20 protein-coding genes are annotated in these 23,833 nt (G+C 64.1%); 16 read left to right on the forward strand and 4 right to left on the reverse strand.

Annotated elements, in window-relative coordinates; genetic code table 11:
* Nucleotides 1–151 precede the first annotated feature (151 nt).
* The 14 genes from V5F77_RS22765 (at nucleotide 152) to lpxB (ending at nucleotide 14,974) form a co-directional block, all read left to right on the forward strand.
* Complete coding sequence (locus tag V5F77_RS22765) at nucleotides 152–1,153, forward strand: 30S ribosomal protein S2 (RefSeq protein ID WP_394014915.1); 1,002 nt, start codon at nucleotides 152–154, stop codon at nucleotides 1,151–1,153.
* Between the two features lie 104 nt (nucleotides 1,154–1,257).
* Nucleotides 1,258–2,181, forward strand: coding sequence for a translation elongation factor Ts (gene tsf / locus V5F77_RS22770; protein ID WP_429007638.1), 924 nt, complete (start codon nucleotides 1,258–1,260; stop codon nucleotides 2,179–2,181).
* 20 nt (nucleotides 2,182–2,201) lie between these two features.
* Nucleotides 2,202–2,918, forward strand: a complete 717-nt coding sequence (pyrH, locus tag V5F77_RS22775) for a UMP kinase (RefSeq protein ID WP_429007639.1) — start codon at nucleotides 2,202–2,204, stop codon at nucleotides 2,916–2,918.
* A gap of 193 nt (nucleotides 2,919–3,111) precedes the next feature.
* Nucleotides 3,112–3,675 (forward strand): ribosome recycling factor, encoded by a 564-nt coding sequence (gene frr / locus V5F77_RS22780; RefSeq protein WP_429007640.1) that lies wholly within the window; start codon nucleotides 3,112–3,114, stop codon nucleotides 3,673–3,675.
* A 31-nt stretch (nucleotides 3,676–3,706) separates the two neighbouring features.
* Complete coding sequence (locus V5F77_RS22785; protein ID WP_429007674.1) at nucleotides 3,707–4,471, forward strand: isoprenyl transferase; 765 nt, start codon at nucleotides 3,707–3,709, stop codon at nucleotides 4,469–4,471.
* On the forward strand, nucleotides 4,468–5,280 hold the full coding sequence (locus tag V5F77_RS22790) for a phosphatidate cytidylyltransferase (protein WP_429007641.1): 813 nt from the start codon (nucleotides 4,468–4,470) through the stop codon (nucleotides 5,278–5,280). Before V5F77_RS22785 ends, V5F77_RS22790 begins: the two co-directional genes overlap by 4 nt.
* A 10-nt stretch (nucleotides 5,281–5,290) precedes the next feature.
* Nucleotides 5,291–6,463, forward strand: coding sequence for a 1-deoxy-D-xylulose-5-phosphate reductoisomerase (gene dxr, locus V5F77_RS22795; RefSeq protein ID WP_429007642.1), 1,173 nt, complete (start codon nucleotides 5,291–5,293; stop codon nucleotides 6,461–6,463).
* A gap of 195 nt (nucleotides 6,464–6,658) precedes the next feature.
* Complete coding sequence (gene rseP / locus V5F77_RS22800; protein WP_429007643.1) at nucleotides 6,659–7,804, forward strand: RIP metalloprotease RseP; 1,146 nt, start codon at nucleotides 6,659–6,661, stop codon at nucleotides 7,802–7,804.
* Between the two features lie 168 nt (nucleotides 7,805–7,972).
* Entirely contained in the window at nucleotides 7,973–10,408 is a 2,436-nt protein-coding gene (gene bamA / locus V5F77_RS22805) for an outer membrane protein assembly factor BamA (RefSeq protein ID WP_429007644.1), read from the forward strand.
* A 63-nt stretch (nucleotides 10,409–10,471) separates the two neighbouring features.
* Nucleotides 10,472–11,539: a UDP-3-O-(3-hydroxymyristoyl)glucosamine N-acyltransferase gene (gene lpxD, locus V5F77_RS22810; protein WP_429007645.1), complete on the forward strand. Its 1,068-nt coding sequence runs from the start codon at nucleotides 10,472–10,474 to the stop codon at nucleotides 11,537–11,539.
* Nucleotides 11,536–12,051: a 3-hydroxyacyl-ACP dehydratase FabZ gene (fabZ, locus tag V5F77_RS22815; protein WP_429007646.1), complete on the forward strand. Its 516-nt coding sequence runs from the start codon at nucleotides 11,536–11,538 to the stop codon at nucleotides 12,049–12,051. Before lpxD ends, fabZ begins: the two co-directional genes overlap by 4 nt.
* A gap of 1 nt (nucleotide 12,052) precedes the next feature.
* Entirely contained in the window at nucleotides 12,053–12,859 is an 807-nt protein-coding gene (lpxA, locus tag V5F77_RS22820; RefSeq protein WP_429007647.1) for an acyl-ACP--UDP-N-acetylglucosamine O-acyltransferase, read from the forward strand.
* An 82-nt stretch (nucleotides 12,860–12,941) separates the two neighbouring features.
* A complete protein-coding gene (locus V5F77_RS22825) occupies nucleotides 12,942–13,802 on the forward strand; it encodes an LpxI family protein (RefSeq protein WP_429007648.1) in 861 nt (286 codons plus the stop codon).
* Nucleotides 13,799–14,974, forward strand: a complete 1,176-nt coding sequence (gene lpxB / locus V5F77_RS22830) for a lipid-A-disaccharide synthase (protein WP_429007649.1) — start codon at nucleotides 13,799–13,801, stop codon at nucleotides 14,972–14,974. The genes V5F77_RS22825 and lpxB overlap by 4 nt, the downstream gene beginning before the upstream one ends.
* Nucleotides 14,975–15,100: 126 nt before the next feature.
* Here the strand turns inward: lpxB and gltA are convergent, their stop codons facing one another.
* The 3 genes from gltA to V5F77_RS22845 form a co-directional block, all read right to left on the reverse strand.
* Entirely contained in the window at nucleotides 15,101–16,411 is a 1,311-nt protein-coding gene (gene gltA / locus V5F77_RS22835) for a citrate synthase (RefSeq protein ID WP_394081878.1), read from the reverse strand.
* 336 nt (nucleotides 16,412–16,747) lie between these two features.
* Entirely contained in the window at nucleotides 16,748–19,390 is a 2,643-nt protein-coding gene (locus V5F77_RS22840) for a glycosyltransferase (protein WP_429007650.1), read from the reverse strand.
* Between the two features lie 214 nt (nucleotides 19,391–19,604).
* Entirely contained in the window at nucleotides 19,605–20,060 is a 456-nt protein-coding gene (locus V5F77_RS22845) for a hypothetical protein (RefSeq protein WP_429007651.1), read from the reverse strand.
* 229 nt (nucleotides 20,061–20,289) lie between these two features.
* On the opposite strand from V5F77_RS22845, the gene V5F77_RS22850 reads away from it, so the two are divergent.
* Nucleotides 20,290–21,915, forward strand: a complete 1,626-nt coding sequence (locus tag V5F77_RS22850; protein WP_429007652.1) for a glycoside hydrolase family 17 protein — start codon at nucleotides 20,290–20,292, stop codon at nucleotides 21,913–21,915.
* On the opposite strand, the gene V5F77_RS22855 is transcribed toward V5F77_RS22850, so the two are convergent.
* Complete coding sequence (locus tag V5F77_RS22855) at nucleotides 21,875–22,264, reverse strand: hypothetical protein (RefSeq protein WP_429007653.1); 390 nt, start codon at nucleotides 22,262–22,264, stop codon at nucleotides 21,875–21,877. The two genes, V5F77_RS22850 and V5F77_RS22855, sit on opposite strands and share 41 nt — an antisense overlap.
* Before the next feature lie 170 nt (nucleotides 22,265–22,434).
* Between V5F77_RS22855 and glmU the strand changes: the two genes are divergently transcribed.
* Nucleotides 22,435–23,778, forward strand: a complete 1,344-nt coding sequence (gene glmU / locus V5F77_RS22860; RefSeq protein ID WP_429007654.1) for a bifunctional UDP-N-acetylglucosamine diphosphorylase/glucosamine-1-phosphate N-acetyltransferase GlmU — start codon at nucleotides 22,435–22,437, stop codon at nucleotides 23,776–23,778.
* The last annotated feature ends 55 nt before the right edge of the window (nucleotides 23,779–23,833 follow it).

The raw sequence follows: 23,833 nt of genomic DNA on the forward strand, positions 1-23,833 counted from the left end.
GTCGAGATCGGGCGTGCCCTTGCCCTTTTGGCCCCCTTCGCCTATAAGCCGCGCCATTCCGCACGCGGACAATCGGCCAATTGGCCAATCCGGTGTCTTCGTCCCTGACGGGTCGAGGGTACGTCCGCGGAGGCTCAACCGGAGAGTACAAGTGGCAATTCCTGATTATTCCATGCGTCAGCTTTTGGAAGCTGGCGTGCATTTCGGTCACCAGTCCCACCGCTGGAACCCCAAGATGGCGCCGTATATCTTCGGCGTCCGCAACAACATCCACATCATCGACCTGTCGCAGACCGTGCCCGCGCTTCACCGCGCGCTGCAGGCCGTGTCCGACACTGTGGCCAACGGCGGCCGTGTGCTGTTCGTCGGCACCAAGCGTCAGGCGGCCGACCAAGTGGCTGATGCCGCCCGTCGCTCCGCGCAGTATTTCGTGAATTCCCGCTGGCTGGGCGGCATGCTCACCAACTGGAAGACGATTTCCAATTCCATCGCCCGGCTCAAGAAGCTGGAAGAGATGCTGGCCGGTCCCGAAGCGGGCTCCGGCTACACCAAGAAGGAGCGCCTGACGCTCTCCCGTGAAAAGGAGAAGCTGGAACGCGCACTCGGCGGCATCCGCGACATGGGCGGCCTGCCCGACCTGCTGTTCGTGATCGACACGAACAAGGAAGACATCGCCGTGAAGGAGGCCCAGCGCCTCGGCATCCCGGTGGCGGCCATCCTCGACACCAATTGCGATCCCGACGGCATCGCCTTCCCGGTTCCCGGCAATGACGACGCCGGCCGCGCCATCCAGCTCTATTGCGATCTGGTTGCCCGCGCCGCTATCGACGGCATTTCCCGCGGCGCCGGCGATTTCGGCGATGTGGGCGCGGCTGAAGAGCCGTTGATCGAAGACCTGCCCGCCGAGCTGAGCGTGTGGTCCACCTTCGAGCCCCTGTCCGGTCCGCGCGGCGTTGCCGACGACCTGAAGAAGCTCACGGGCGTGAGCCCGGAGATTGAGCAGAAGCTGAACGATCTCGGCATCTTCCACTTCACCCAGATCGCCGGCCTGGATGCGCAGGACGCGCACCATATCGGCGAGGAAGTGGGCCTGCCCGGCCGCGTCGATGGCTGGATCGCCCAGGCGAAGGAGTTCTCCGCCGAAGTGGAGTGATCCCTTCTCCGGAGGTCATTTGAGTGAAGGGGCGATAAGCGCTCCGGCGGCCGGCTTGGGCAACCCCTTGCCGGCCGTGGCATGAGAAGAAGAGGAAGCTGAGCATGGCCGCGATCACAGCAGCTCTCGTGAAGGAACTGCGCGACAAGACTGGCGCCGGCATGATGGACTGCAAGGCCGCTCTCACCGAGACCGCCGGCGACGTCGAGGCCGCCATCGACTGGCTGCGCAAGAAGGGCCTCGCCAAGGCCGCCAAGAAGGCCGGCCGCGTGGCCGCCGAGGGCCTCGTGGCGGTGGAATCTTCCGGCCATTACGCCGTCGCGCTGGAAGTGAATGCCGAGACCGACTTCGTCGCCCGCAATGGCGATTTCCAGGCGTTTGTGCGCGAAGCCGCTAAGATTGCCCTCAATACCGATGGCTCGCTCGAAGCCCTCGCCAGCGCCCATTTCCCGGGCGAGAGCGTCACGGTGGCTGAGAAGCTGGCCACGCTGATCGCCACCATCGGCGAGAACATGACCCTGCGCCGCGTCGCTAAGCTGCAGGTTGAGCACGGCCTGATCGCCTCTTACGTGCACGGCACGGTGTCCGAGGGCCTCGGCCGCATCGGCGTGTTGGTGGCGCTGGAATCCAAGGGCGACGTGGAGAAGCTTTCCACCCTCGGCCGGCAGATCGCCATGCATGTCGCAGCGCTCAGCCCGCTGGCGCTCGATGCCTCCGGCATCGACGAAAGCGTGGTCGCCCGCGAGAAGGCGATCCTGCTCGAGAAGCACCAGGGCAAGCCTGCCAACGTGCAGGACAAGATTGCCGAAAGCGGCATCAAGACCTTCTTCAAGGAAGTGACCCTGCTGGAACAGCCGTTCGTGCACGATGGCTCCAAGTCGGTGTCGCAAGTGCTGAAGGAAGCTGAAGGCAGCGTCGGGGCGCCGGTGAAGCTCACGGGCTTTGTGCGCTATGCGCTCGGCGAGGGCATCGAAAAGGAAGAGAGCGACTTCGCCGCGGAAGTCGCTGCCGCAGCGGGTCAGTCCTGACCGCGTCGGGGGAGGGGGCCATGTCCGAGCTTCCCTATCCGCGCGTCCTCATCAAGGTCTCAGGCGAGGCCTTGATGGGACCGGAGCCGTTTGGGCTCCACCCTCCCACGGTGACGCGGATCGCTCGCGACCTCGTAGCCGTGCGCGCGCTCGGCTGCGAGGTTGCCGTGGTGGTCGGCGGCGGCAACATCCTGCGCGGCGCGCGGGTTGCGGGCGAGGACCTGAACCGGTCCACCGCCGATCACATGGGCATGCTGGCCACCATCATGAACTGTCTTGCCCTGGAGCAGGCAGTCGAGGCGGCGGGTGAACCGGCGCGGACGCTTTCCGCCATCCCCATGCCTACGGTTTGCGAGCCTTATGCCCGTCAGCCCGCCATGCGGCATTTGCGGCGCGGGCGTGTGGTGCTGCTGGCAGGCGGCACCGGAAATCCGTATTTCACCACCGATACCGGGGCGGTGTTGCGGGCGGCGGAACTGGACTGCGACGCGGTGCTGAAGGCGACAAATGTGGATGGCGTCTATACCGCCGATCCCAAGCTCGACCCCAATGCCCGCCGTTACGACCGCCTGACCCACGATCAAGCCCTGGCCTATGATCTGAAGGTGATGGATGCCGCCGCGTTCGCCCTTGCTCGCGAAGCGCAGTTGCCAATAATCGTCTTTTCTATTCGCGAGCCCGGTGCCATCGTGGCCGCCGCTAAGGGCGAGGGTCACGTGACCGTGGTCGCGCCCTGACGGCGGACAGGGGAAAGCCCCCATCTTTCCGCGCCATTCCTTTCGCGTCGGGCCGCTCGGCTCGGCATGGGACAGGTGCCGGAGGCGGGGCGTTCGCCCGCCTGATGCATGGATTTGGCGGCTGCGCCTCAGGCGCGGTGCGAAGCACTGGACCGGCATTTTGCGCCGGGAGAATGAAGAACAGGAATATGCCATGAGCACGGATGCATTCGACCTTGCCGATCTCAAGCGCCGCATGCAGGGCGCCGTGGGCGTGCTGAAGCAGGAGCTTGGCGGCCTGCGTACCGGCCGCGCCTCCGCAAGCCTGCTCGAGCCGATCCAGGTGGATGCCTACGGAACGCATATGCCCATCAGTCAGGTGGCCACCGTCTCCGTGCCGGAGCCGCGCATGTTGTCGGTGCAGGTGTGGGATCGCTCCATGGTCAGCGCGGTCGAAAGGGCAATCCGCGACAGCAACCTCGGCCTCAACCCCTCCACCGAAGGCCAGGTGATGCGGATTCGCATTCCCGAGCTTAACCAGGAGCGGCGCCAGGAAATGGTTAAGGTCGCTCATAAATATGCGGAAGCGGCGCGCGTCTCTGTGCGCCATGTGCGTCGTGACGGCATGGATCTGCTGAAGAAGCTCGAAAAGGACAGCGAGATCAGCGCGGACGATCTGGACCGCTTCTCCACCCAGGTACAGAAGGCCACGGACGAGGTGATCTCCGAACTGGACCAGACCCTCGCCCACAAGGAAAAGGAAATCCTCTCGGTCTGAGGATGGCATGAAGAGGAACGGGGCCATGTCGGTGCGCAACGGCGCCTCAGCGACGCCAGCCATGGGTGACGCATGCATTCCGGTGCATGTCGGCGTCATCATGGACGGCAACGGGCGCTGGGCGACGGCCCGTAACCTGCCCCGTTTCGAAGGCCATCGGCGCGGGCTTGAAGCCCTGCGCCGCTGCGTCAGGGCGGCGCGCGAGATCGGCATCCGCTATCTCACCATCTACAGCTTCTCTAGCGAGAACTGGTCGCGCCCGGCGAGTGAGGTCTCCGATCTCATGGGCCTGCTTAAGCGGTTTGTGCGCCACGATCTTGCGGAATTGCACAGCGCTAACGTGCGCGTCCGAATCATCGGCGAGCGGGCGGAACTGGCGCGCGATATCTGCCAGCTCCTGGACGAGGCCGAAGCCCTGACCAAGGACAATACCGGCCTTACGCTCGTGGTGGCGTTCAATTACGGCGGGCGGCAGGAAATCGCCGCCGCTGCGGCACGCCTCGCGGCCGATGCCGTGGCCGGCCGGATCCGGCCCGAGGATATTACAGCAGAGTCTCTTTCCGCCCATCTCGACACCGCGGGCATTCCCGATCCCGATCTCATCGTGCGCACCAGTGGTGAGCAGCGGCTGTCCAATTTTCTGCTCTGGCAGGGCGCGTATTCGGAACTGGTATTCTTGCCCATCTATTGGCCGGAATTCGACCACGCGGCTCTTGTCGGCGCGATTGAGGAATATGCCCGGCGTGACCGTCGGTTCGGCGGCATTGCCGCCCGCGCCGGCAGCGTGCGCACGTGATCGGCGGAAAAGACCTTCCCCGGCGCACCCTGTCCGCGGCCATCCTGGCGCCGACTGTTCTGGCCTTAACTTGGTACGGAAGCTGGCCGTTTGCCCTCATCTGGGCGCTGGCGGGAATAGCCGTGGTCTATGAATGCGGAACCGTGGCGCGTCTCGTGCCACGAGTTCTGCCGATCGCGACCGGAGCGGCAGCTGTGCTGGCCGCAAGCGCGGTTCTCGCAGCGACTGGATCGGGAGCGGTGGCGATAGCCCTGTGTGGCGGCGGGGCGGTCCTGGCCATTGTTACGGCGCGCGGCCGGCTCTGGGCCGGCGGAGGTGTGCTGTGCGGGGCGGCTGCAAGCCTGCCCATCGTCGCGCTGCGCGACACCGATCAGCTTGGCTTGGTCGCGGTGCTGTTCCTCTACGCGGTCGTGTGGAGCACCGATGTCGGGGCCTATTTTACAGGACGTGCGGTCGGCGGACCGAAACTTTGGCCACGGCTTTCCCCAAACAAGACGTGGTCAGGCTCCATCGGCGGTGCCATCTGCGGCATGTTCGCGGGTATCGCGCTGCTGCTGGCGGCGGGGCTCGTTTTCAATCCAGTCTGGCTTGTGCTCGGGGTGTTGCTGAGCGCTGTCGCGCAGGCCGGCGACCTTGCCGAATCCGCCTTCAAGCGCACCTTCGGTGTGAAGGATACCGGCAGCCTCATTCCCGGCCACGGCGGTGTGCTCGATCGTCTTGATGGGTTCCTGGCAGCGGTTCTGCTCGCCGGCCTGATCGGCTTTGCCCGCAACGACCTAGCCCCTGCAGCGGGGCTGCTTTTGTGGTAGGTCTTTTTCTATGATCGTCATTTCCATTCTCGGCGTGACCGGCTCCGTCGGCCGCAGCACGGTCAAGGTGCTGAAGGAAGCGCCAGGCCGCTATCGCGTCGAGGCGGTGGCCGGGGGGCGCGATGCCCAAGCCCTTGCGCAGGTCGCCCGCGATCTCGGAGCCCGCTTTGCCGCCATTGCCGATCCGGCTAAAGGCGCGGAACTCGTTGCTTTGCTTGCCGGCTCAGGCATCGAATCGGGAGCCGGGCAGGGCGCCATCCTTGAGGCCGCGCAGCGCGAAGCGAATCTCGTTGTCGCGGCAATTTCCGGCGTCGCCGGCCTTGCACCCACGGTGGCCGCGTTCGGCCCAGGCAGGCGGCTCGCTGTGGCCAACAAGGAATGCCTGGTGGCCGCCGGCGCCTTCTTCATCGCTGAGGCCGCCCGGACCGGCACCACCCTGCTGCCGATGGATTCCGAGCATAACGCCATCTATCAGGCGCTGGGCGCAGGACCGCGCAGTGATGTGGAGCGAGTGACCATCACGGCTTCGGGTGGTCCGTTCCGCACTGCCAGCCGCGAGCAGATCGCCCGTGCCCAGGCGGCGGATGCGCTGAAGCATCCCAATTGGTCCATGGGCGCCAAGATCACCATCGATTCCGCCACCTTGATGAACAAGGGGCTGGAACTGATCGAGGCACACCACCTGTTCGCTCTGCCCGCGGCGCAGCTCGATGCGGTGGTGCACCCCGAATCGGTGGTGCACGGTTTGGTGTCGTTCCGCGACGGGTCGGTGGTGGCGGGGCTCGCTGTTCCCGACATGTGTGTGCCGATCGCCCATTGCCTGGGTTTTCCCGATCGGCTGGAGACCTCATGCCGCCGGTTGGATCTGACCAAGGTCGGCCGGCTGACCTTCGAAGCACCCGATCTCGAACGGTTCCCCGCTTTGCGCTTGGCGATGGAGGCTATGGAAGCGGGCGGGACGGCTCCGACCATCCTCAATGGCGCCAACGAAATTGCGGTCGCCGCCTTCCTCGAGGGCGCGATCGGCATGTTCGGCATCGCCGCGATCGTGGAGGAGACGCTTTCCGTTTTGCCAGCCGGCCGGCCGCCGACTTCCCTCGACGAGGCATTGGAGGTCGACGGGACGGCGCGCCGCCTCGCGCTGTCGCTGCTGCCGAAATATGCGACCGCAGCGGTCACCTGACGAGCGGCGGGGGATTATCGCTTTCGCTCTTGCCTAAGTTTGCCGCAAAGGCATCCTAAGTCTCGGCGATGGAGCTTCAAGCTCCAACTCCTGCGGATCGCGAATCTGCCCCTGCGGGCCTTCGCCAAACATTCAGTGTCCCCGCCCGCGCGGCCTTCTGCCGCTGGCCGGAGTGGCACACGTGAGGAACGGACGATGGAAGTTTTTTCGAGTCTGGGCGCCTGGGGCACCTCGCTCCTCGGCTATGTGGTTCCGTTCCTGTTCGTTCTGACCCTGGTGGTATTTTTTCACGAGCTCGGCCACTTTTGGGTCGCGCGCCGTGCGGGTGTGCGGGTGCTGACCTTCTCGCTCGGATTCGGGCCGGAGATCGTCGGTTTCAACGACCGCCACGGTACCCGCTGGCGCCTCGCCGCCGTCCCGCTCGGTGGCTATGTGCGATTCTTCGGCGATGAGGATGCCGCGAGCACTCCGAACACTTCCGCGCTGCGGCAGATGAGCCCGCAGGAACGTAAGGAAAGCTTCTTCTACGCGCCGCTCGCCTGGCGGGCCGCAATCGTGGCGGCGGGGCCGATCGCCAATTTCATTCTCGCCATTGTCATCTTTTCCATGGTGTTCATGGTGTTCGGCCGACAGGTGACCGCGCCTCGGGTGGACCAGGTGGCGGCCGGTAGTGCCGCCGAGCAGGCCGGGTTCGTGCCGGGCGACCTCGTTCTCAGCATCGACGGTTCCCCGGTGGAGAGCTTTGCCGACATGCAACGCATCGTCGGCTCCAACGCAGGAAGCGCCCTGAGTTTCAAGGTTGAGCGCGGCAGCGCCGAGCTGTCCCTCACCGCCACCCCGCAATTGCGTGAGGTGAAGGACGCTTTTGGCAACGCTCATCGCATGGGCTTGCTCGGTATTTCCCGCTCGCTCGCGGCCGCTGATGTGACGACGCGTCGCTATGGGCCGGTGGAAGCCGTTGCCCTCGGCGCGCAGGAGACTTGGTTCGTGGTCGCACGCACCTTCGATTATCTCGGCGGGCTGGTCTCCGGGCGGGAATCGGCTGACCAATTAGGCGGGCCGATCCGCATCGCCCAGGTCTCTGGGCAGGTAGCCACTTATGGAATCGGTGCGCTCCTGTCTCTGGCAGCGGTTCTTTCGGTTTCAATCGGACTTCTTAACCTCTTTCCGATCCCGCTGTTGGACGGAGGCCATCTGCTGTTCTACGCTGTCGAAGCGGTACGGGGGCGGCCGCTAAGTCCCCGCACGCAGGATATCGGCTTTCGCATCGGCCTCGCCATCGTGTTGATGCTGATGGTTTTCGCCACATGGAACGATGTGCTGCACTTGGCCACGATGTGATGACAGGCCGGTCGTGGCGCAGCGGCCACGGTCGGCGGAAAAGCGGAAGCCGCTGGTTCGACAGGCGTTTGCAGTGCGGGGAAAAGCCTGTACAAGCGCCTCGACGGTGAGAATCTGAGCGCCTCGGCGCCCGGGTTCGAGAACAACGAATTCAAGGTTGCGCGCCATATGACTGCTCGGGTCCGAGTCATCGTGAAACTGGCCGCCGTCCTCGGCATCGCTCTTACTGCAGCGATGGCGACGACCGCCGGTTCCATCCTTATCGCCGGTCCCGCGGCCGCCCAATCAGCCTCGAACATCGTCGTTGAAGGCAATCGCCGCGTGGATGCGGCGACGATCCGCTCTTATTTTGCGGTCAAGCCTGGCGAGTCGCTTTCGCCCGCGAAGATCAACGAGGGCCTTGCGGCACTTTATGCGACCGGCCTGTTCTCTGACGTGAACATCTCCCACCAGGGTGGTGGGCTGGTAGTGCGCGTGGTCGAGAATGAGGTGATCAACCGCATCGCCTTCGAGGGCAACAAGAAGCTCAAGGACGACGTGCTGCTGGCGGAGATCCAATCCAAGCCGCGCGGCACTTTGTCCAAGGCGGTGGTACAGGCCGATACTCAGCGCATCATCGAAGTGTATCGCCGCGCAGGCCGCAGCGACGTGAAGGTCAATCCGGTCACAATTGATCGCGGCAATGGGCGCGTCGATCTTGTGTTCGAGATCACCGAAGGCGAAAAAATCGGCGTCAAGGACATCAAGTTCGTCGGCAACAAGGCGTTCTCGGACTTCAAACTGAAGGACGTGATCACCACGACGACCACCAATTGGCTGTCGTTCCTGAAGTCCACGGATGTGTATGATCCGGACCGCGTGAATGCGGACCAGGAGTTGCTGCGCCGCTGGTATCTGAAGAACGGCTATGCCGATTTTCGCATCGTCTCCGCGACCGCCGAGCTGGTTCCTGCCACCAGCGGCTCGCCGGCTGGTTATGTGATCACCTTCAATCTTGATGAGGGTGCGCAATACCGCTTCGGCAAGGTGGACGTGGTCTCTAATATCCGCGATGTGCCCGCCGAAAACCTGCGTAGCGCGCTCCGTATGAGCGACGGACAGGTCTACAATGCGGAGTTGGTGGAGAAGTCGGTCGAGAACGTGACCATCGAAGTGTCTAAGCGGGGCTATGCGTTCGCTCAGGTGCGGCCGCGTGGTGATCGCGACTTCGAGAACAAGCGCATCAATGTGCTGTTCGTGGTGGAAGAGGGTCCGCGGGTCTACGTCGAGCGCATCGAAGTGCGCGGTAACACCCGTACCCGCGACTGGGTTATCCGCCGTGAGTTCGATATCGGCGAAGGCGATGCCTATAACCGCGTGATGGTGGATCGCGCTGAGCGCCGCCTGCGCAACCTCGGCTACTTCAAGACCGTCAAGATCACCAATGAGCCCGGTTCCGCGCCGGACCGCATTATCCTGGTGGTGGATGTGGAAGATCAGCCGACGGGCGAGTTCGCTGTGTCGGGTGGCTATTCGACCTCCGACGGCTTCATCGCCGAGGTCTCGCTGGGTGAGAAGAACTTCCTTGGCCGTGGGCAATATGTGAAGATTTCCGGCTCCTTCGGCCAGAATGCCCAGGGCGCGGAATTCTCCTTCACCGAGCCTTACTTCCTGGGCTATCGGCTCGCGGCGGGCGTGGACTTCTATTGGAAGGAAACCAGCGCCACCAGCTACACTTCCTATAACAGCACCACGCTGGGTGGCGGGTTCCGGTTCGGTCTTCCGATTACCGACGAGATCACCCTTGCGCTGCGCTATAATCTCTATCAGCGCGAGCTGAACCTCGATTGTAATATCTACAACGATCCTTTCCTGACCTGCGCGGGGACAGCCTCCTGGGCCATCATCGAGGCGGTGGCACAGGGTGCGACCATCACGTCGGCGGCGGGCTACACGCTGTCGTTCAACGGCCTGGACAGCAATATCAACCCCACCTCGGGCCTGTATGCCGAGGTGAAGCAGGACTTCGCCGGTCTCGGCGGCGACGTGAACTTCATCCGCACCGCTGGCGACGTGCGCTACTATTACCCGCTGCTCAACGACTGGGTGCTGTTGCTGCACGGTCAAGCTGGCCATGTGAATGCATGGGGTGACCAGGATCTGCGGATCATGGACAATTTCTTCATGGGTCCGAACTTGGTTCGCGGCTTTGCTCCCAGCGGCATCGGACCACGCGACATGGCCTCTCTGTCGCAGGACTCGCTGGGCGGTACGACCTACTGGGGCCTTTCGGCCGAGGTGCAGTTCCCGCTCGCCTTCCTGCCCAAGGACATCGGTCTGAAAGCCGCTGTATTTGCGGACGCCGGTTCGCTGTATGACTATACTGGGCCGACGTCTTTCGTTGGCGCCCCTTCTGCCTACATGGTCACTTGCCCTGCGGGGTCCAAGAACTCGACAGGCAACATCTGCGTGTATGATGACAACGGCGTGCGTTCCTCGGTCGGTGCCAGCTTGATTTGGCAGTCGCCCTTCGGGCCGCTGCGTTTCGATTATGCCTGGGTGCTGAGCCAGCAGACGTATGACAAGGACCAGGCGTTCCGCTTCTCGGGCGGCACCAAGTTCTAATCCTGTCCTCTTATGCGGGCGTCGGCGGTCGATCCGCCTGACGCCCGCAGCGTATCTTGAAACATGAGCGATCCTCTCTTCTTCCCACTGCCGGCCCCGCTGACCCTTGCGGAGGTCGTGGCCTTGAGCGGAGCGCGCAGTCTGGCTGGCGAACTGCCGGAGAGCCGTTTGGTGCACGGGGTTTCCACCCTGGCTGATGCAGGGCCGTCCGACCTCGCCTTTTTCGATTCGCCGCGCTATCGTCCCGAATTCGAGGTGAGCCGCGCGGGTGTCTGCATCACGACAGAAAAGCTCGCTGCGGGCGCCCCCGAGGGCATGGTGGTGTTAATCTCTCCCCGCCCAGCGCTGGCTTTCGTTTCCGTCACCCGTTCCCTGTTTCCCGCCGCGCTTCGGCCGCAACCTGTGTTCGGTCATCAGGGCATCGCGCCCGGCGCCTTCATCCATCCGACGGCCCGGCTTGAGGACGGCGTCACTGTCGATCCCGGCGCTGTGATCGGGCCGGACGTCGAGATCGGCGCACAGTCGGTGATCTGCGCCAATGTTGTGATCGGCGCGGGCGTGCGCATCGGCCGGGAAAGCGCGATCGGCGCTGGCACCACACTCATTCATGCCCTGGTCGGCAATCGCGTGATTCTGCATTCCGGGGTGCGGATCGGCCAGGACGGTTTCGGCTACCAGCCAAGCCCTCGGGGGCACCTCAAGGTGCCGCAGATTGGCCGCGTCGTGATCCAGGACGATGTGGAGATCGGGGCTGGAAGCACCATTGATCGCGGCGCCTTGCGCGATACGGTGATCGGTGAAGGTACCAAGATCGATAATCTGGTCCAGATCGCCCATAATGTGGTGATCGGGCGCCATTGCGTAATCGTTTCGCAGACCGGGATTTCCGGCAGCACCACCCTGGGCGATTTCGTCATGCTGGGTGGCCAAGTGGGCGTGATCGGACATGTTCGCATTGGTGATGCTGCGCAAATCGCGGCTTCCTCCAATGTGAAGGACGATGTCCCCCCCGGTGCGCGCTGGGGCGGATCACCGGCGAAGCCAGTGCGCGAATGGTTCAGGGAAGTGACCGCGCTGAAGAAACTTGGGCAGTCAAGCACCTTGCGCGGCGATGAAGGGGGGGACCAATGAGCGATGCCAGCAGCAGCCCTGAGGCCCTAACTGCCGATGAGACGCCTTCGGAAAGCAAGGTGTTCACGAGCGCCGACCTGCAGAAAATCCTCCTGTGCCTTCCTCATCGATACCCCTTCCTCCTCGTGGATCGGGTGGAGCGGATCGACAGCGACAATTCGTGCGTCGGCGTGAAGAATGTCACGGCGAACGAGCCCCATTTCCAGGGCCATTTTCCCGGCAATCCGGTAATGCCCGGCGTTCTCATCATCGAGGGCATGGCGCAGACCGCCGGTGTCATTTGCATCTTGTCCAAGCCCGACCGCCCGGCCGACCTGCCGCCTCCGCTGGTCTATTTCATGACCATCGATGAAGCGAAGTTTCGCCGTCCGGTTGTGCCGGGCGACGTGCTGGAATACCACATGACCAAGATCTCGCGTCGCCGCAACATGTGGTGGTATCGCGGCGAGGCGAAAGTGGGCGGCGAGCTGGTCGCCGAGGCGCGTCTCGGCGCGATGATTACCGGATTCTGATGTGCCTTTGATCGACCCTCTTGCGCGCGTCTCCGACGGTGCGATCCTTGCCGATGATGTTCAAATCGGCCCCTTCTGTTCGGTCGGGCCAGATGTTACCCTTCATGCCGGCGTTCGCTTGATCTCCCATGTGAATATTCAGGGGCAGACGACGATTGGCGCGCGCACGGAGGTCTTTCCCTTCGCCTCGCTCGGAACGCCGCCGCAATCCGTGCATTACAAGGGCGAGCGCACTGCGCTGACCATCGGCATGGATTGCGTGATCCGCGAGCATGTCACGGCGAACATCGGCACGGCGGGCGGGCGGGGCGTCACTCGCATCGGCGATGGCTGCATGCTGATGACTGCAGCCCATGTAGGCCATGACTGCAATGTCGGTGATCACGTAATCTTCGCGAACAATGCCACCCTCGGTGGTCATGTGGACGTGGGCGACCACGTGTTCCTCGGCGGCCTGTGCGCGGTCCATCAATACACCCGCATCGGCGCCCAGGTGATGGTCAGCGGCATCACCGGCGTGCGCGAGGACGTGATCCCCTATGCTTATGTGCTCGGCCAGGCGGGGCGGCTGGTCGGGCTCAACACAATTGGTATGAAGCGGCGCGGCTTCACCCGCGCAGATCTTCACGCCGCGCGCGCGGCCTATCGCGATCTGTTTTTTGGCGGCGGCGTATTCGCCGATCGCCTTGCGCGGCTGCGCGAGCAGGCCGAGGCATCCGCCTTTGCACGCGAGATCCTGGCTTTTATAGATGCGGGCAAGAACCGCTCGCTCTGCCAGCCTGCGCGTGGTGTCGTGCACGAGGAGTGATCCAGTGATACGGGCGCCGGCACAGCAAGGGCTTCCGGCGTGGGCCCCGTCGCAAGCCGGCGGGGGGAGCGGCCGTTCGGCGATGACGCAACCCCAGTCCACCGGGCCGCTGGCTATTGTTGCCGGTGGCGGTGCGTTTCCCGCTGCGGTCGCCGAGGCTGTCGTGGCCCAGGGGCGGGACGTGCTTCTGCTGCTGATGAAGGGTTTCGCTGATCCGGCGCTGGAGCGCTTTCCTCATCACTGGTTCCGTCTGGGCTCGCTCGGCACCGTCTCCGCCGTCGCTCGCGCCCATGGGGTGCGCGACGTGGTGATGGTGGGTACGCTCACGCGACCGCGCCTCTCTGATCTTGGATTGGATTGGACCACCATCCGCCTCCTTCCGCGCGTTGCGCGCCTTTTGCGCGGCGGAGATAATCACCTGTTATCAGGCGTTCTTGGTCTGGTGGCGGAGCAGGGCTTTCACCTCATGGGCGCGCACGAAGCGGTGCCTGGGCTGCTACTGCCCGAGGGGGTGCTGGGCCATGTGCAGCCGAGCGCCGAGCAGCAGGCTGATATCGCGCTCGGCCTCTCGGTCGTTCGCACGCTTGGCCCATTCGATGTGGGGCAGGGGGTCATCGTGGTCAACGGCTTGGTCGCCGCCGTCGAGGCGGCAGAAGGCACTGATGCCGTGCTTGCTCGTTATGAGGCGCTCCGGGCCAGCGGGCGCTTGCGCTTTCCCGCGCGTGCAGGCGTGCTGGTGAAGGCGCCAAAGCCCGATCAGGACCGCCGCGTCGATCTGCCCTCGCTCGGCCCCGGAACGGTGACGTGCGCTGCAAAGGCAGGCCTCGCAGGCATCGCTTTCGAGGCTGGCGGGGTGATCGTGCCGGATCCGCAGGAGCTTGTGCGGGCGGCAGACGCAGCAGGCCTGTTTGTGCTTGGCGTCGCGCCGCAGGGGGCCGCGTGAGTTCGGGCCTGCCCGCCCGGCCGCTGCGTGTCTTCATCCTTGCCGGGGAGGAGTCCGGGGACGTACTTGGTGGTGCCGTCATGGAGGGGCTGGGCAGACTCGCGCCTCACGGGGTCGCCTTCACGGGCATCGGCGGCGCGCGAATGCAGGCGGCCGGGCTTACCAGCCTGTTTCCCATGGACGATCTCACCGCCATCGGCTTCGGCCAGGTGATCGGCAAGCTGCCCACGATCCTCAGGCGTCTGCGCGAGACCGTGGATGTCATCTGTGCCGCTCCGCCGGACGTGCTCGTTCTGGTTGATGCGCCGGACTTCACCCATCGCGTCGCGGCCCGCGTGCGTCGGCGCAACCGCCAGATCCCGATCGTGAAATATGTCTCGCCCACGGTTTGGGCGTGGCGGCCGGGGCGGGCCAAGGCCATGCGGTCTTCCATTGACCATCTGATGGCCCTGCTTCCTTTCGAGCCGGACGTCCATCTGCGACTCGGCGGGCCGCCCACCACTTATGTCGGCCATCCCCTGCTGGAGCGCCTGGCGGACTTGCGCGCCAGCGCTTCCGATGTCTCGCGTGCATCACATGAGCCGCCGCTGGTGCTGGTTCTGCCGGGAAGCCGCCGTAGTGAGGTAGAACGTCTCGGGGTGGTGTTCGGCCAGGCCCTGGGTCGCCTTGCGGCGCGCCGCCCCGTGGAATTCGTGCTGCCCACCTTGCCGCGTCTTCTGCCATTGGTGGAAGCGGTTGTGGCCGGCTGGCCGGTGCATCCGCGGATCGTCACCGATGCGGACGAGAAATATGCTGCGTTCCGCGCTGCGCGCGCGGCCCTGGCGGCCTCGGGCACAGTGACGCTGGAATTGGCGCTTGCCAGCGTCCCGACTGTCGCGGCCTATAAGGTGGCAGCGTGGGAGGCGGTGATTGCCCCTTATATCCTCAAGCTACCGAGTGTGATCCTGCCCAATCTGATCCTCGGCGAGAATGCGGTGCCGGAGTTTCTGCAGCGTGATTGTACGCCCGATCGGCTCTCCAATGCCCTCGGCCGGCTGCTGGATGACGGGGCGGATCGGAATCGGCAGATTGCTGCCTTTGCACGCCTGGACGAAATCTTCGGCACCGAGGATGAGGCCCCGAGCCTGAGGGCGGCACGCGTCGTGCTCGCCACCATTGCCGCGCCGCGCTGACGCGAAATCCGCAAGTCGGTGCCGGGCAGGTGAGAAGGCCTTCCAAAACGCAAAACGCGGCCTTCCGGCCGCGCTCTCAGGCGAACGGGCTCCGGTCGAAACCGGCGCCCGTGTTTCACGAATGGCTTACTTGCGCTTGGCCATCGGCACATAATCGCGCCGTTCGGCGCCCGTGTAGAGCTGACGGGGACGGCCGATGCGCTGGCCCGGATCCTCGATCATTTCCTTCCACTGGCCGATCCAGCCGACCGTGCGGGCGACAGCGAACAGGACGGTGAACATGGTGGTCGGGAAGCCCATCGCCTTCAAAGTGATGCCGGAATAGAAATCGATGTTCGGATAGAGCTTCTTCTCGATGAAATATTCATCGTGCAGCGCCACGCGCTCCAGCTCGATGGCCACGTCCAGCAGCGGATCGTCCTTGATACCGAGTTCGGTAAGAACTTCGTGGCAGGTCTGCTGCATGATCTTGGCGCGCGGGTCGTAATTTTTATAGACCCGGTGACCAAAGCCCATGAGGCGGAACGGATCGTTCTTGTCCTTGGCGCGGTTCACGAATTCGGGAATCCGCTCGGGACGGCCGATTTCCGTGAGCATCTTAAGGGCCGCTTCGTTTGCGCCGCCATGGGCGGGTCCCCACAGGCAGGCGATGCCGGCGGCGATACAGGCGAACGGGTTGGCACCCGAGGAGCCGGCGAGGCGCACGGTGGAGGTGGAGGCGTTCTGCTCGTGGTCGGCATGGAGGATGAAGATCCGGTCCATGGCGCGGGCGAGCGTCGGGCTCACCTTATAGTCCTCGCACGGAACAGCGAAGCACATGTTCAGGAAGTTCGAGGTGTAATCCAGGGAGTTCTGGGGATACACGAACGGCTGGCCGATGGAATATTTATAGGCCATCGCCGCAAGAGTCGGGATCTTCGCGATCATACGGATCGACGCGATCAGCCGCTGCTGCGGATCAGAGATGTCGGTGGAGTCGTGATAGAAGGCTGAGAGCGCGCCGACCGAGGCCACCATGATGGCCATGGGGTGGGCGTCGCGGCGGAAGCCCTGGAAGAACCGGGTCATCTGCTCGTGAACCATCGTGTGACGGGTCACGGAATAATCGAAATCGGCCTTCTGCGCAGCGGTGGGCAGTTCGCCATAGAGCAGGAGATAACAGGTCTCCAGGAAGTCGCCGCCCTCGGCGATCTGCTCGATGGGATAGCCGCGATAAAGCAGCACGCCTTCATCGCCGTCGATATAGGTGATCTTGCTTTCGCACGACGCCGTGGAGGTAAAGCCCGGGTCGTAGGTGAACATCCCGGTTTGGCCATACAGCTTGGAGATGTCGACGACCGAGGGGCCGATGGTTCCGCCGTTGACCGGCAGGTCCCAGCTCTTCTCACCCACTGTCAGCTTGGCGGCTGAACCTGCAGTTTTGGTGGTGGCGTCCATAAGGTCTCCCATCTGTATACGGGGAAATGGTACCACCTTCGCGGATGCGAAGGGTCTGGCGCGCAGTCGTAAACCCTCCCCAATTTTGCCGCAAGCGTGACCATGCCTCCTGGAAGCGCAACACGCTGTGGTATACGGCGTCATCCGTTGACGACGTTGAATTTGTGCCAATCCGGAGCGGGTAAATTTTCCCATCCGAACCGGTTTCAACCTGCCGCGATGCGGAAAAAAGGCCTCCCGGACCCAGCGGAAAGAAGCGAAACGGCCCCCGAAAAGCAGAACGCCCGGCCTCCTGGATTTCCAGGAACCGGGCGCTCCAATGGCAGGCTGCCGATGTTAGTCAGCAACGGCGGGCGGACGGGCTGCCGATAGGCGCCGCGTGACCGTGGCCACCCGGGTCTTAAGCGTACGCCAGGTGGCGAAGTCATTCAGCCGCGAGGCTTCGCCGAGGCCGATTAGCGCGGCAGCCAGAAACGGCAGGCTCTGCACGACCAAAGCGAGCGCATAAAGATCGACCTCGCGCACCACGTGCCAGTTGGTCATGTGCAGCGCCACGCCCGAGCCCAGCAGCAAGCTGCCCACGACCGCTTCGGGCAGGGCCGGGAAGGAGCGGGCCGCGCCCGAGAGCCAGCCGCCACCCTTGGCCGTGCGGGCAAACGCAAGGTCTTTGTAGCGGAAGCCGTCGAACACAGCTTTTGCCACCGTGAACTGCACGGCCATCGCCGCGATCGCCGCCCCCAGCATGCGCAGCGGAGTGGTCGCGACCCGCATGCGGTACATCGCGATGAAGTGCAGGACATAGACGACGAACGTCGCAATGATTGGCAGCGTCAGGATATGCGCGGGCACTGCGATGCCGAATGCGAACACGAACGGGACGAACAGCAGCGAAAGGATCGCCGCAAGGGCCCCGACCGATTCCGCGCCGAGCCATGCCACCCAGCCGAGCAGAAAGTGGCGGCGCTGGGCCGTCGTCAGGCGCGAGCGGGCCGGCAGGAAGCGAGACCAATGCTTGCGGATAATCTGGAAACCGCCGTAGGCCCAGCGATGACGCTGCTTCTTGAATGCCTCGAACGTGTCGGGCAGCAGGCCCCAGCCGTAGCGCGTGCGGGTGTAATGCGTCTTCCAACCATTCTCTGCGATGGTCAGGCCGAGGTCGGTGTCTTCGCAGATGGTGTCGGACGACCAGGAGCCGGCCTCCATCATGGCCGCGCGACGCACCAGGCACATGGTGCCGTGCACGACGATGGCGTCGTCTTCGTTGCGCTGGACCATGCCGATGTCGAAGAAGCCGGCATATTCCGCGTTCATGGCTTCGTGCATCGGGCTGAGGTGGGCGTCACGATGATCCTGCGGGGCTTGCACGAGCCCCACCGTCGGGTCCTCGAACACCGGAACGAGATCCTTCAGCCAATTGGGCGCGACCACGTAATCGGCATCGATCACGCCGATGATCTCGGCATCGGGGGCGGTATGCTCAAGCGCGATGCGCAGGGCGCCGGCCTTGAAGCCGCTGATCTTCTCGAGGTTCAGGAACTTGAAGCGCTCACCGAGCGTGGCGCAATGGGCGCGGATCGGCTCCACCATCGCCGGGTCGGGCGTGTTGTTGAGCGCGACGACGCATTCAAGGTTGGGATAATCCAGCCGCGCCACCGCATCCAGGGTCTGCTTGAGCATTTCCGGCGGTTCGCGATAGGCCGGAATATGGATCGAGACCTTGGGATAGCGCGCGAGCGTCGCAGCCGGGCGCGCTTCGATCAGGCGGGCCGGAGCGGGGCCGAAGGCCACGGCTGAAAGCTCCTCGATCCGGTATAGCAATACGATCACCAGCGGCACCAGCAGCAGCACCGAGAGCATCAGCGTCACGTAGTTACCGCCCGTGACGTAATGGGTCGCCCAATGGTTGAACACCAGTGCAATCCAGGCCCCGACGCCGTTGGCGGCAGCCGAAAGCACCATTCCCTGGGAGACCGTAATGCTCTGCGATGCGCGCAGCATCGGGAGGGAGAATACGATGCCGAGCAGCAGGGCCAGAATCATCGTCTGGTTGAAGGTGTTGGGCTGGATCGGGCCGCTCAGCGGGAACTTCAAATGACGGTTGGCGTCGAACACCCCCCAATACTGACCGACCGAGCCTTCGAAGCTCTTCCAGGGCGCGTCGAATGCTTCGATGAGGTTATATTCGATGCCAAGCGCCTCGGCGCGCGCGGTGAAGGTGCGGATGACGTTGGCCTGGGCGAGCTCGCCGGGCACCGCACCATCGCGGTTGAATCCGGCGCTGGGCCAGCCGAACTCTGCGATCACGATGCGCTTGCCGGGATATGCCGCGCGCAGACGATTGTAGATATCTATAGAGCGGTCCACGACCTGATCGGCCGGCACGCCTTCCCAATAGGGCAGGATGTGAGCGGCGATGTAATCCACCGCGGACACCAGCTCGGGATGGTCAAGCCAGACGTTCCAGATTTCGCCCGTGGTGACGGGGGTATTGGTCTCGCGCTTGACCTTGCGGATCAACTCGGCCATTTCGGCCGCGGTCTTTTCACCGCGGAAGATGGTTTCGTTCCCGACCACCAAGCCTTCGACGTTGGAATTGCGCTTGGAGAGTTCCACCGCCGCGCGGAGTTCCTTCTCGTTGCGGACCTCGTCCTTGTCGATCCACGCGCCAACGGTTACGCGCAGACCCCGCTCGGCAGCGATGGCAGGGACCAATTCCAGCCCTATGGTGGAGGAATAGGTGCGGATCGCACGGGTGTAGTCGGCAATGGCGTTCACGTCCGAGCGGATTTGCTCCGCGGTCACGGGCGGACCCTTGTCGGGATGGCGAACATCTCGGCTGTAGGGTGCAAAGGAGAGGCTGGAAAAGCGCTCCGTCACCGCCGGCGCCTTAGCTTCCGGGCGCAAGGAATACCAGATCGCGGCGTGAAATCCGAGCACAACCGTGATGATGGCTGCAGCAGCAGCAAGGCCGGGACGCATTGGCGGAGACCCACTCGAAAGGGAAATCGAACCGTTAACGCAGGCTTATGAGATCGGTTCCTAATCTTAAGCCTCGGAGCACCCTTTCGACCTGCCCCAAGGTCGGCAGCGCCATTTTCGCGGCACTGCATCGAGACACTAAACCTCTCAAATCAAGAGGTAAATGGGAAGTATGGCGGCCTATGGGCGGCCCGGAGGCCACCCGGTGATCTAATTATTGCGCTGGTGCAGCAACATAGTCGGGATTAACCCAACATTGGTGAACCCGGGCACCCAAGCGCTCTTGCGCTTTTTGATCGATGTTGCCCTGGCGCACCAGGCAACGGAAGGCCAACTTGAGATGCTCGGTGGGGCATCCGAACCGCTCGTACATGTCGAGATGGCGCCGCGCCGTGTCGATATCGTCGCGCCACAGGAGCGCGGCAATACGCCGGCCGGTCCAGACACATTCCGGCAGACCGGCATTGCCCGGCAGTTTCGCGGCTTCGGTGAATTCTTCAACGGACCGGCGCTGCGCGTCACGCGCCGCCTGCTGTTCCGGTGTGATCTGCTCGGCCGGAGCAGCGGGCTTCTGGTCATTTCCCTGCGATTGGGCGGATACAGGGCCGGCGAACGCGAGGAAGAGGGCGCCCGCGAGGAGCGTAAGACGGAAACGGTCCATATTGGCCATTGGGTTCGAAGGCTGAGGGGCGGAAGGCGATCCGCGGATGCACGTTAGAAGAATGTGGGGAATTTGTCAGCATGAGGACGCTTCGGAAACAATCGGCGCCGGCATGCTTGGCTGTGGAAGGCAGTGCTCCACCTGCGCCTTGCCCCGCTGGGACCGCAATGGCTTCACAGGCTTCTCTTGAAGCTTTATGTCGCGGATCAGCGCAGCGGCCCAGCCGTCGGGAGATTTCATGACATCGTCTTTGCGATTGCCGGCCCTGCTTGCCCTCGTCGTCTGCACTGCGGTGGTCGCTCTTGCCTTTTGGATGGGACGGCCAGTGGCGATGCCGCCGTCTCCGCTCGCCGCTGGCGAAAAGCTCCAGTGCGTATCCTACGCGCCGTTCCGTGACGGACAGTCGCCCTTAGTCAAGGGACTGGATATCCCGGAACAGCAGATCGACGAGGACCTCGCCCAGCTCGCCAAGATCACCGATTGCGTGCGTACCTATTCAGTCGAGATGGGTCTCGACAAGGTCGCTCCACTGGCCCGTAAGCATGGCCTCAAGGTGCTCCAGGGCATCTGGCTCGGGTCCGATCGCGCGAAGAACAAGGGTGAGATTGATGCCGGGGTGAAACTGGCGCAGCAATATCCCGACGTGATTGAGGGCGTGGTCGTCGGCAATGAGGTGATGCTGCGTGGCGAACTTTCGTCGTCCGACATTTCCGCCATTCTGCGCGATGTGAAATCACGCGTCGGCGCGACGCCCGTGACTTATGCCGATGTATGGGAGTTCTGGGAGCGCGCGCCGGCCCTGGCCGCAGACGTCGATTTTATCACAGTCCACATCCTGCCTTATTGGGAGGACGTCCCGGTGGCGGCAGACCAGGCGGCGCGACATATCGACGAGACCCGGCAGCATGTGGCGAAGCTGTTTCCTGGCAAGGAGATCCTGATCGGCGAGACCGGCTGGCCCAGTGCCGGACGCATGCGTGAGGGCGCGCTGCCGGCGCCCTCCGAGCAGGCGCTGGTGATGCACGAGCTGCTGAAGCTGGCGAAGGAAAAGGGCTACCGTGTGAACGTCATCGAGGCGTTTGATCAGCCCTGGAAGCGGGCCAACGAAGGCACGGTCGGCGGCCATTGGGGGCTGATCGATGCCGGCACGCGTGAGCCGAAATTCCATTGGGGCCAGCCGGTGCAGGACCATTCGTTCTGGCGCGGACAGGCGGTGGCAGGTCTCGCGATCGTGGCGCTTGCCTTCGGTGCGGCACTTTTTGGCGCGCAGCGGCGGGGAAAGACCGTGCGCCCGCGCGACTGGGTCGCCGTGGCGCTGATTGCGTTTGCTGGTGGGGCGACCTTCGGCCCTGCGCTCGCGACCCTGCCGCTGGAGAGCCTGGGCTGGATCGGCTGGACGCGCAATATTGCATTCGTCGCGGTCTCCTTTGCGGCACTGGCGGTGATTCCCGCCGCCATCGGAGCGGGCACAAGGTTGCCATCGCTCGCGACCGCCCTCGACAGTGCGCGTCGCAGCGACGCTGATAGATTTGCGGTGGCGGCGGCGGTGATTCTCGTCCTTGGTGTGCTCGCTATCGGCGAAGCGGCATTCGAGTTGGTATTCGACCCCCGCTACAAGGATTTTCCCTTCAATGCGCTGACTCCGGTCGCGGCGGCGCTCGGGTTGTTTGCCGCATTGCGACTGCCGGCAGGTGCGGGTGCGGGCATGGCGGAGCGCACAGCCTTCTGGTGGCTGCTGGTTGCCGGCCTGTTCGTGCCGCTCAACGAAACGCTGAAGAACTGGCAGGCGGTCTGGTTCGGGCTGATCTGTCTGGTGCTGGCCTTTACGCTGTGGCGGGTCCGGGCCGCGCGAGCGAAAGGATGAGCAGCATCGCAGCGATTGCCCCAGCGATGTTGTTGTAGAGCACCAGCGCGATGCCAGCGAACGCAAGGCCGATAGCGAAGGTGATCAGATGCGGTCGCCAGAGCTGGGCCAGAGCGGCCAGGAGGGCGATGCCGCCGAATACAGACCAGCCGAACAGGGCGATGGTGACCGCTCGCACCTTGCACTGGAAGGTGGCAAGTCCGACGTCGCAGGCGAGTCCGACGCTGGATGGTTCAATCACCAAATAGCGAACGTAGATCGCCCAGCCCGTGGCGCCCATGCCGAGCGCAATCAGCCAGTTCATGGCGCGCGGTCCGGGACGGAAGCTGCGATCGGTGGCGGTGTCCATGGGAGCATCCTGCGATTTCGTCCCTGCCAGATGGCATCATCGGGGGGCGGTGACAACTCCTGCCGCGCCGTTCGGGCCCCGCCGCGTTCGGCTGGTTTCTCGATCGGATGGCGACAAGCCTGCCCGTTTCGCTCTAGAACGGCCGCGTTGGTCGTGGCGCGAGGATTCCCATGAGCGAACGCAGTCTTCTTGTTGTGATTCTGGCCGCTGGCGAAGGCACACGCATGGCGTCGCGCCTGCCCAAGGTGCTCCATAAGATCGCCGGCCGTACCATGCTGCACCATGTGTTGGAGGCGACCCGCACGGCTGGTGCCACCCGGGTCGCCGTGGTGGTCGGTCCCGGACGGGCAGATGTCGCAGAGGAAGCGCACCGCATTGCTCCCCACGCCCATGTGTTCCTGCAGGAGGAGCGGCTAGGTACCGCCCATGCGGTGCTCGCGGCCCGCGCCGCGCTGGCTGAGCCGGTGGACGATGTGCTGGTGCTTTATGCCGACACACCCCTGGTGCGTCCGCAGACCCTGCTCGCTTTGCGCGCGCCGCTGGCGAGCGGCGCGGCCGTGGTGGCTCTCGGCTTCCATGCGGCCGATCCCACAGGCTATGGGCGTCTCATTACCCATGGTGGGGAATTGCTGGCGATCCGTGAGGAAAGGGACGCCTCCTCCGCGGAACGCGAGATCGATTTCTGCAATGCCGGCCTAATGGCGCTGTCGGGCGCCCATGCGCTGGACCTGCTTGACCGCATCGGCAATGCCAATGCGAAGGGCGAATATTATCTCACCGACGCGGTGGAAATTGCCCGCGCTCAGGGCCACGCCACCATCGCCGCCGAGGGCGAGGCCGAGGATGTGGCGGGCGTCAACAGCCGCATCCAACTGGCGGAGGCGGAAGCCATCATCCAGAAGCGGCTTCGGCTTGCCGCCATGGCCGGCGGCGCGACCCTGGTCGCCCCCGAGACGGTGTTCTTCAGCGCCGATACCGAGCTCGGCCGCGACGTGGTCGTGGAGCCGCACGTGGTGTTCGGGCCGGGCGTGCGGGTGGGCAACGACGTCGTGATCCACTCCTTCTGCCATCTGGAAGGCGCACACCTTGAGAGCGGGGTGACGATCGGCCCCTATGCGCGGCTGCGGCCGGGCACACGGCTCGATACGGGAGTGCGCATCGGCAATTTCGTAGAGACCAAGGCGGCTCACCTTGAACGCGGCGTTAAGGTCAACCATCTTTCATACGTGGGAGACGCCCATGTGGGCGCCGACAGCAATCTCGGCGCTGGCACGATCACCTGTAATTACGACGGGTTCACCAAGTCGCGGACCGAGATCGGCGCGGGAGCCTTTATCGGTGTGCACTCGGCGCTTGTGGCCCCTGTAACGATTGGCGCCGGCGCCTATGTGGGCACCGGTTCGGTGATCACCGACGATGTGCCGGAGGATGCGCTGGCCATTGCTCGCGGCCGTCAGGTGGTGAAGCCCGGCTGGGCGCCAGGGTTCCGCGAGCGAACCAGGCGCAAGGACTAAGCGCTTCCGCGCTGAGGAGCTTTGCAGGTCACGAAGCGAAAGAGGAAGTGATGCT

Source organism: Roseixanthobacter psychrophilus (genome assembly GCF_043195195.1).
Classification (GTDB): Bacteria; Pseudomonadota; Alphaproteobacteria; order Rhizobiales; family Xanthobacteraceae; genus NCEH01.

Coding starts and splice junctions, on each gene's coding strand:
- tsf (WP_429007638.1), top strand. CDS start 1,258: ATGGCCGCGATCACAGCAGCTCTCGTGAAGGAACTGCGCGACAAGACT.
- pyrH (WP_429007639.1), top strand. CDS start 2,202: ATGTCCGAGCTTCCCTATCCGCGCGTCCTCATCAAGGTCTCAGGCGAG.
- frr (WP_429007640.1), top strand. CDS start 3,112: ATGAGCACGGATGCATTCGACCTTGCCGATCTCAAGCGCCGCATGCAG.
- dxr (WP_429007642.1), top strand. CDS start 5,291: ATGATCGTCATTTCCATTCTCGGCGTGACCGGCTCCGTCGGCCGCAGC.
- rseP (WP_429007643.1), top strand. CDS start 6,659: ATGGAAGTTTTTTCGAGTCTGGGCGCCTGGGGCACCTCGCTCCTCGGC.
- bamA (WP_429007644.1), top strand. CDS start 7,973: ATGACTGCTCGGGTCCGAGTCATCGTGAAACTGGCCGCCGTCCTCGGC.
- lpxD (WP_429007645.1), top strand. CDS start 10,472: ATGAGCGATCCTCTCTTCTTCCCACTGCCGGCCCCGCTGACCCTTGCG.
- fabZ (WP_429007646.1), top strand. CDS start 11,536: ATGAGCGATGCCAGCAGCAGCCCTGAGGCCCTAACTGCCGATGAGACG.
- V5F77_RS22825 (WP_429007648.1), top strand. CDS start 12,942: ATGACGCAACCCCAGTCCACCGGGCCGCTGGCTATTGTTGCCGGTGGC.
- gltA (WP_394081878.1), bottom strand. CDS start 16,411: ATGGACGCCACCACCAAAACTGCAGGTTCAGCCGCCAAGCTGACAGTG.
- V5F77_RS22840 (WP_429007650.1), bottom strand. CDS start 19,390: ATGCGTCCCGGCCTTGCTGCTGCTGCAGCCATCATCACGGTTGTGCTC.
- V5F77_RS22845 (WP_429007651.1), bottom strand. CDS start 20,060: ATGGCCAATATGGACCGTTTCCGTCTTACGCTCCTCGCGGGCGCCCTC.
- V5F77_RS22850 (WP_429007652.1), top strand. CDS start 20,290: ATGACATCGTCTTTGCGATTGCCGGCCCTGCTTGCCCTCGTCGTCTGC.
- V5F77_RS22855 (WP_429007653.1), bottom strand. CDS start 22,264: ATGGACACCGCCACCGATCGCAGCTTCCGTCCCGGACCGCGCGCCATG.
- glmU (WP_429007654.1), top strand. CDS start 22,435: ATGAGCGAACGCAGTCTTCTTGTTGTGATTCTGGCCGCTGGCGAAGGC.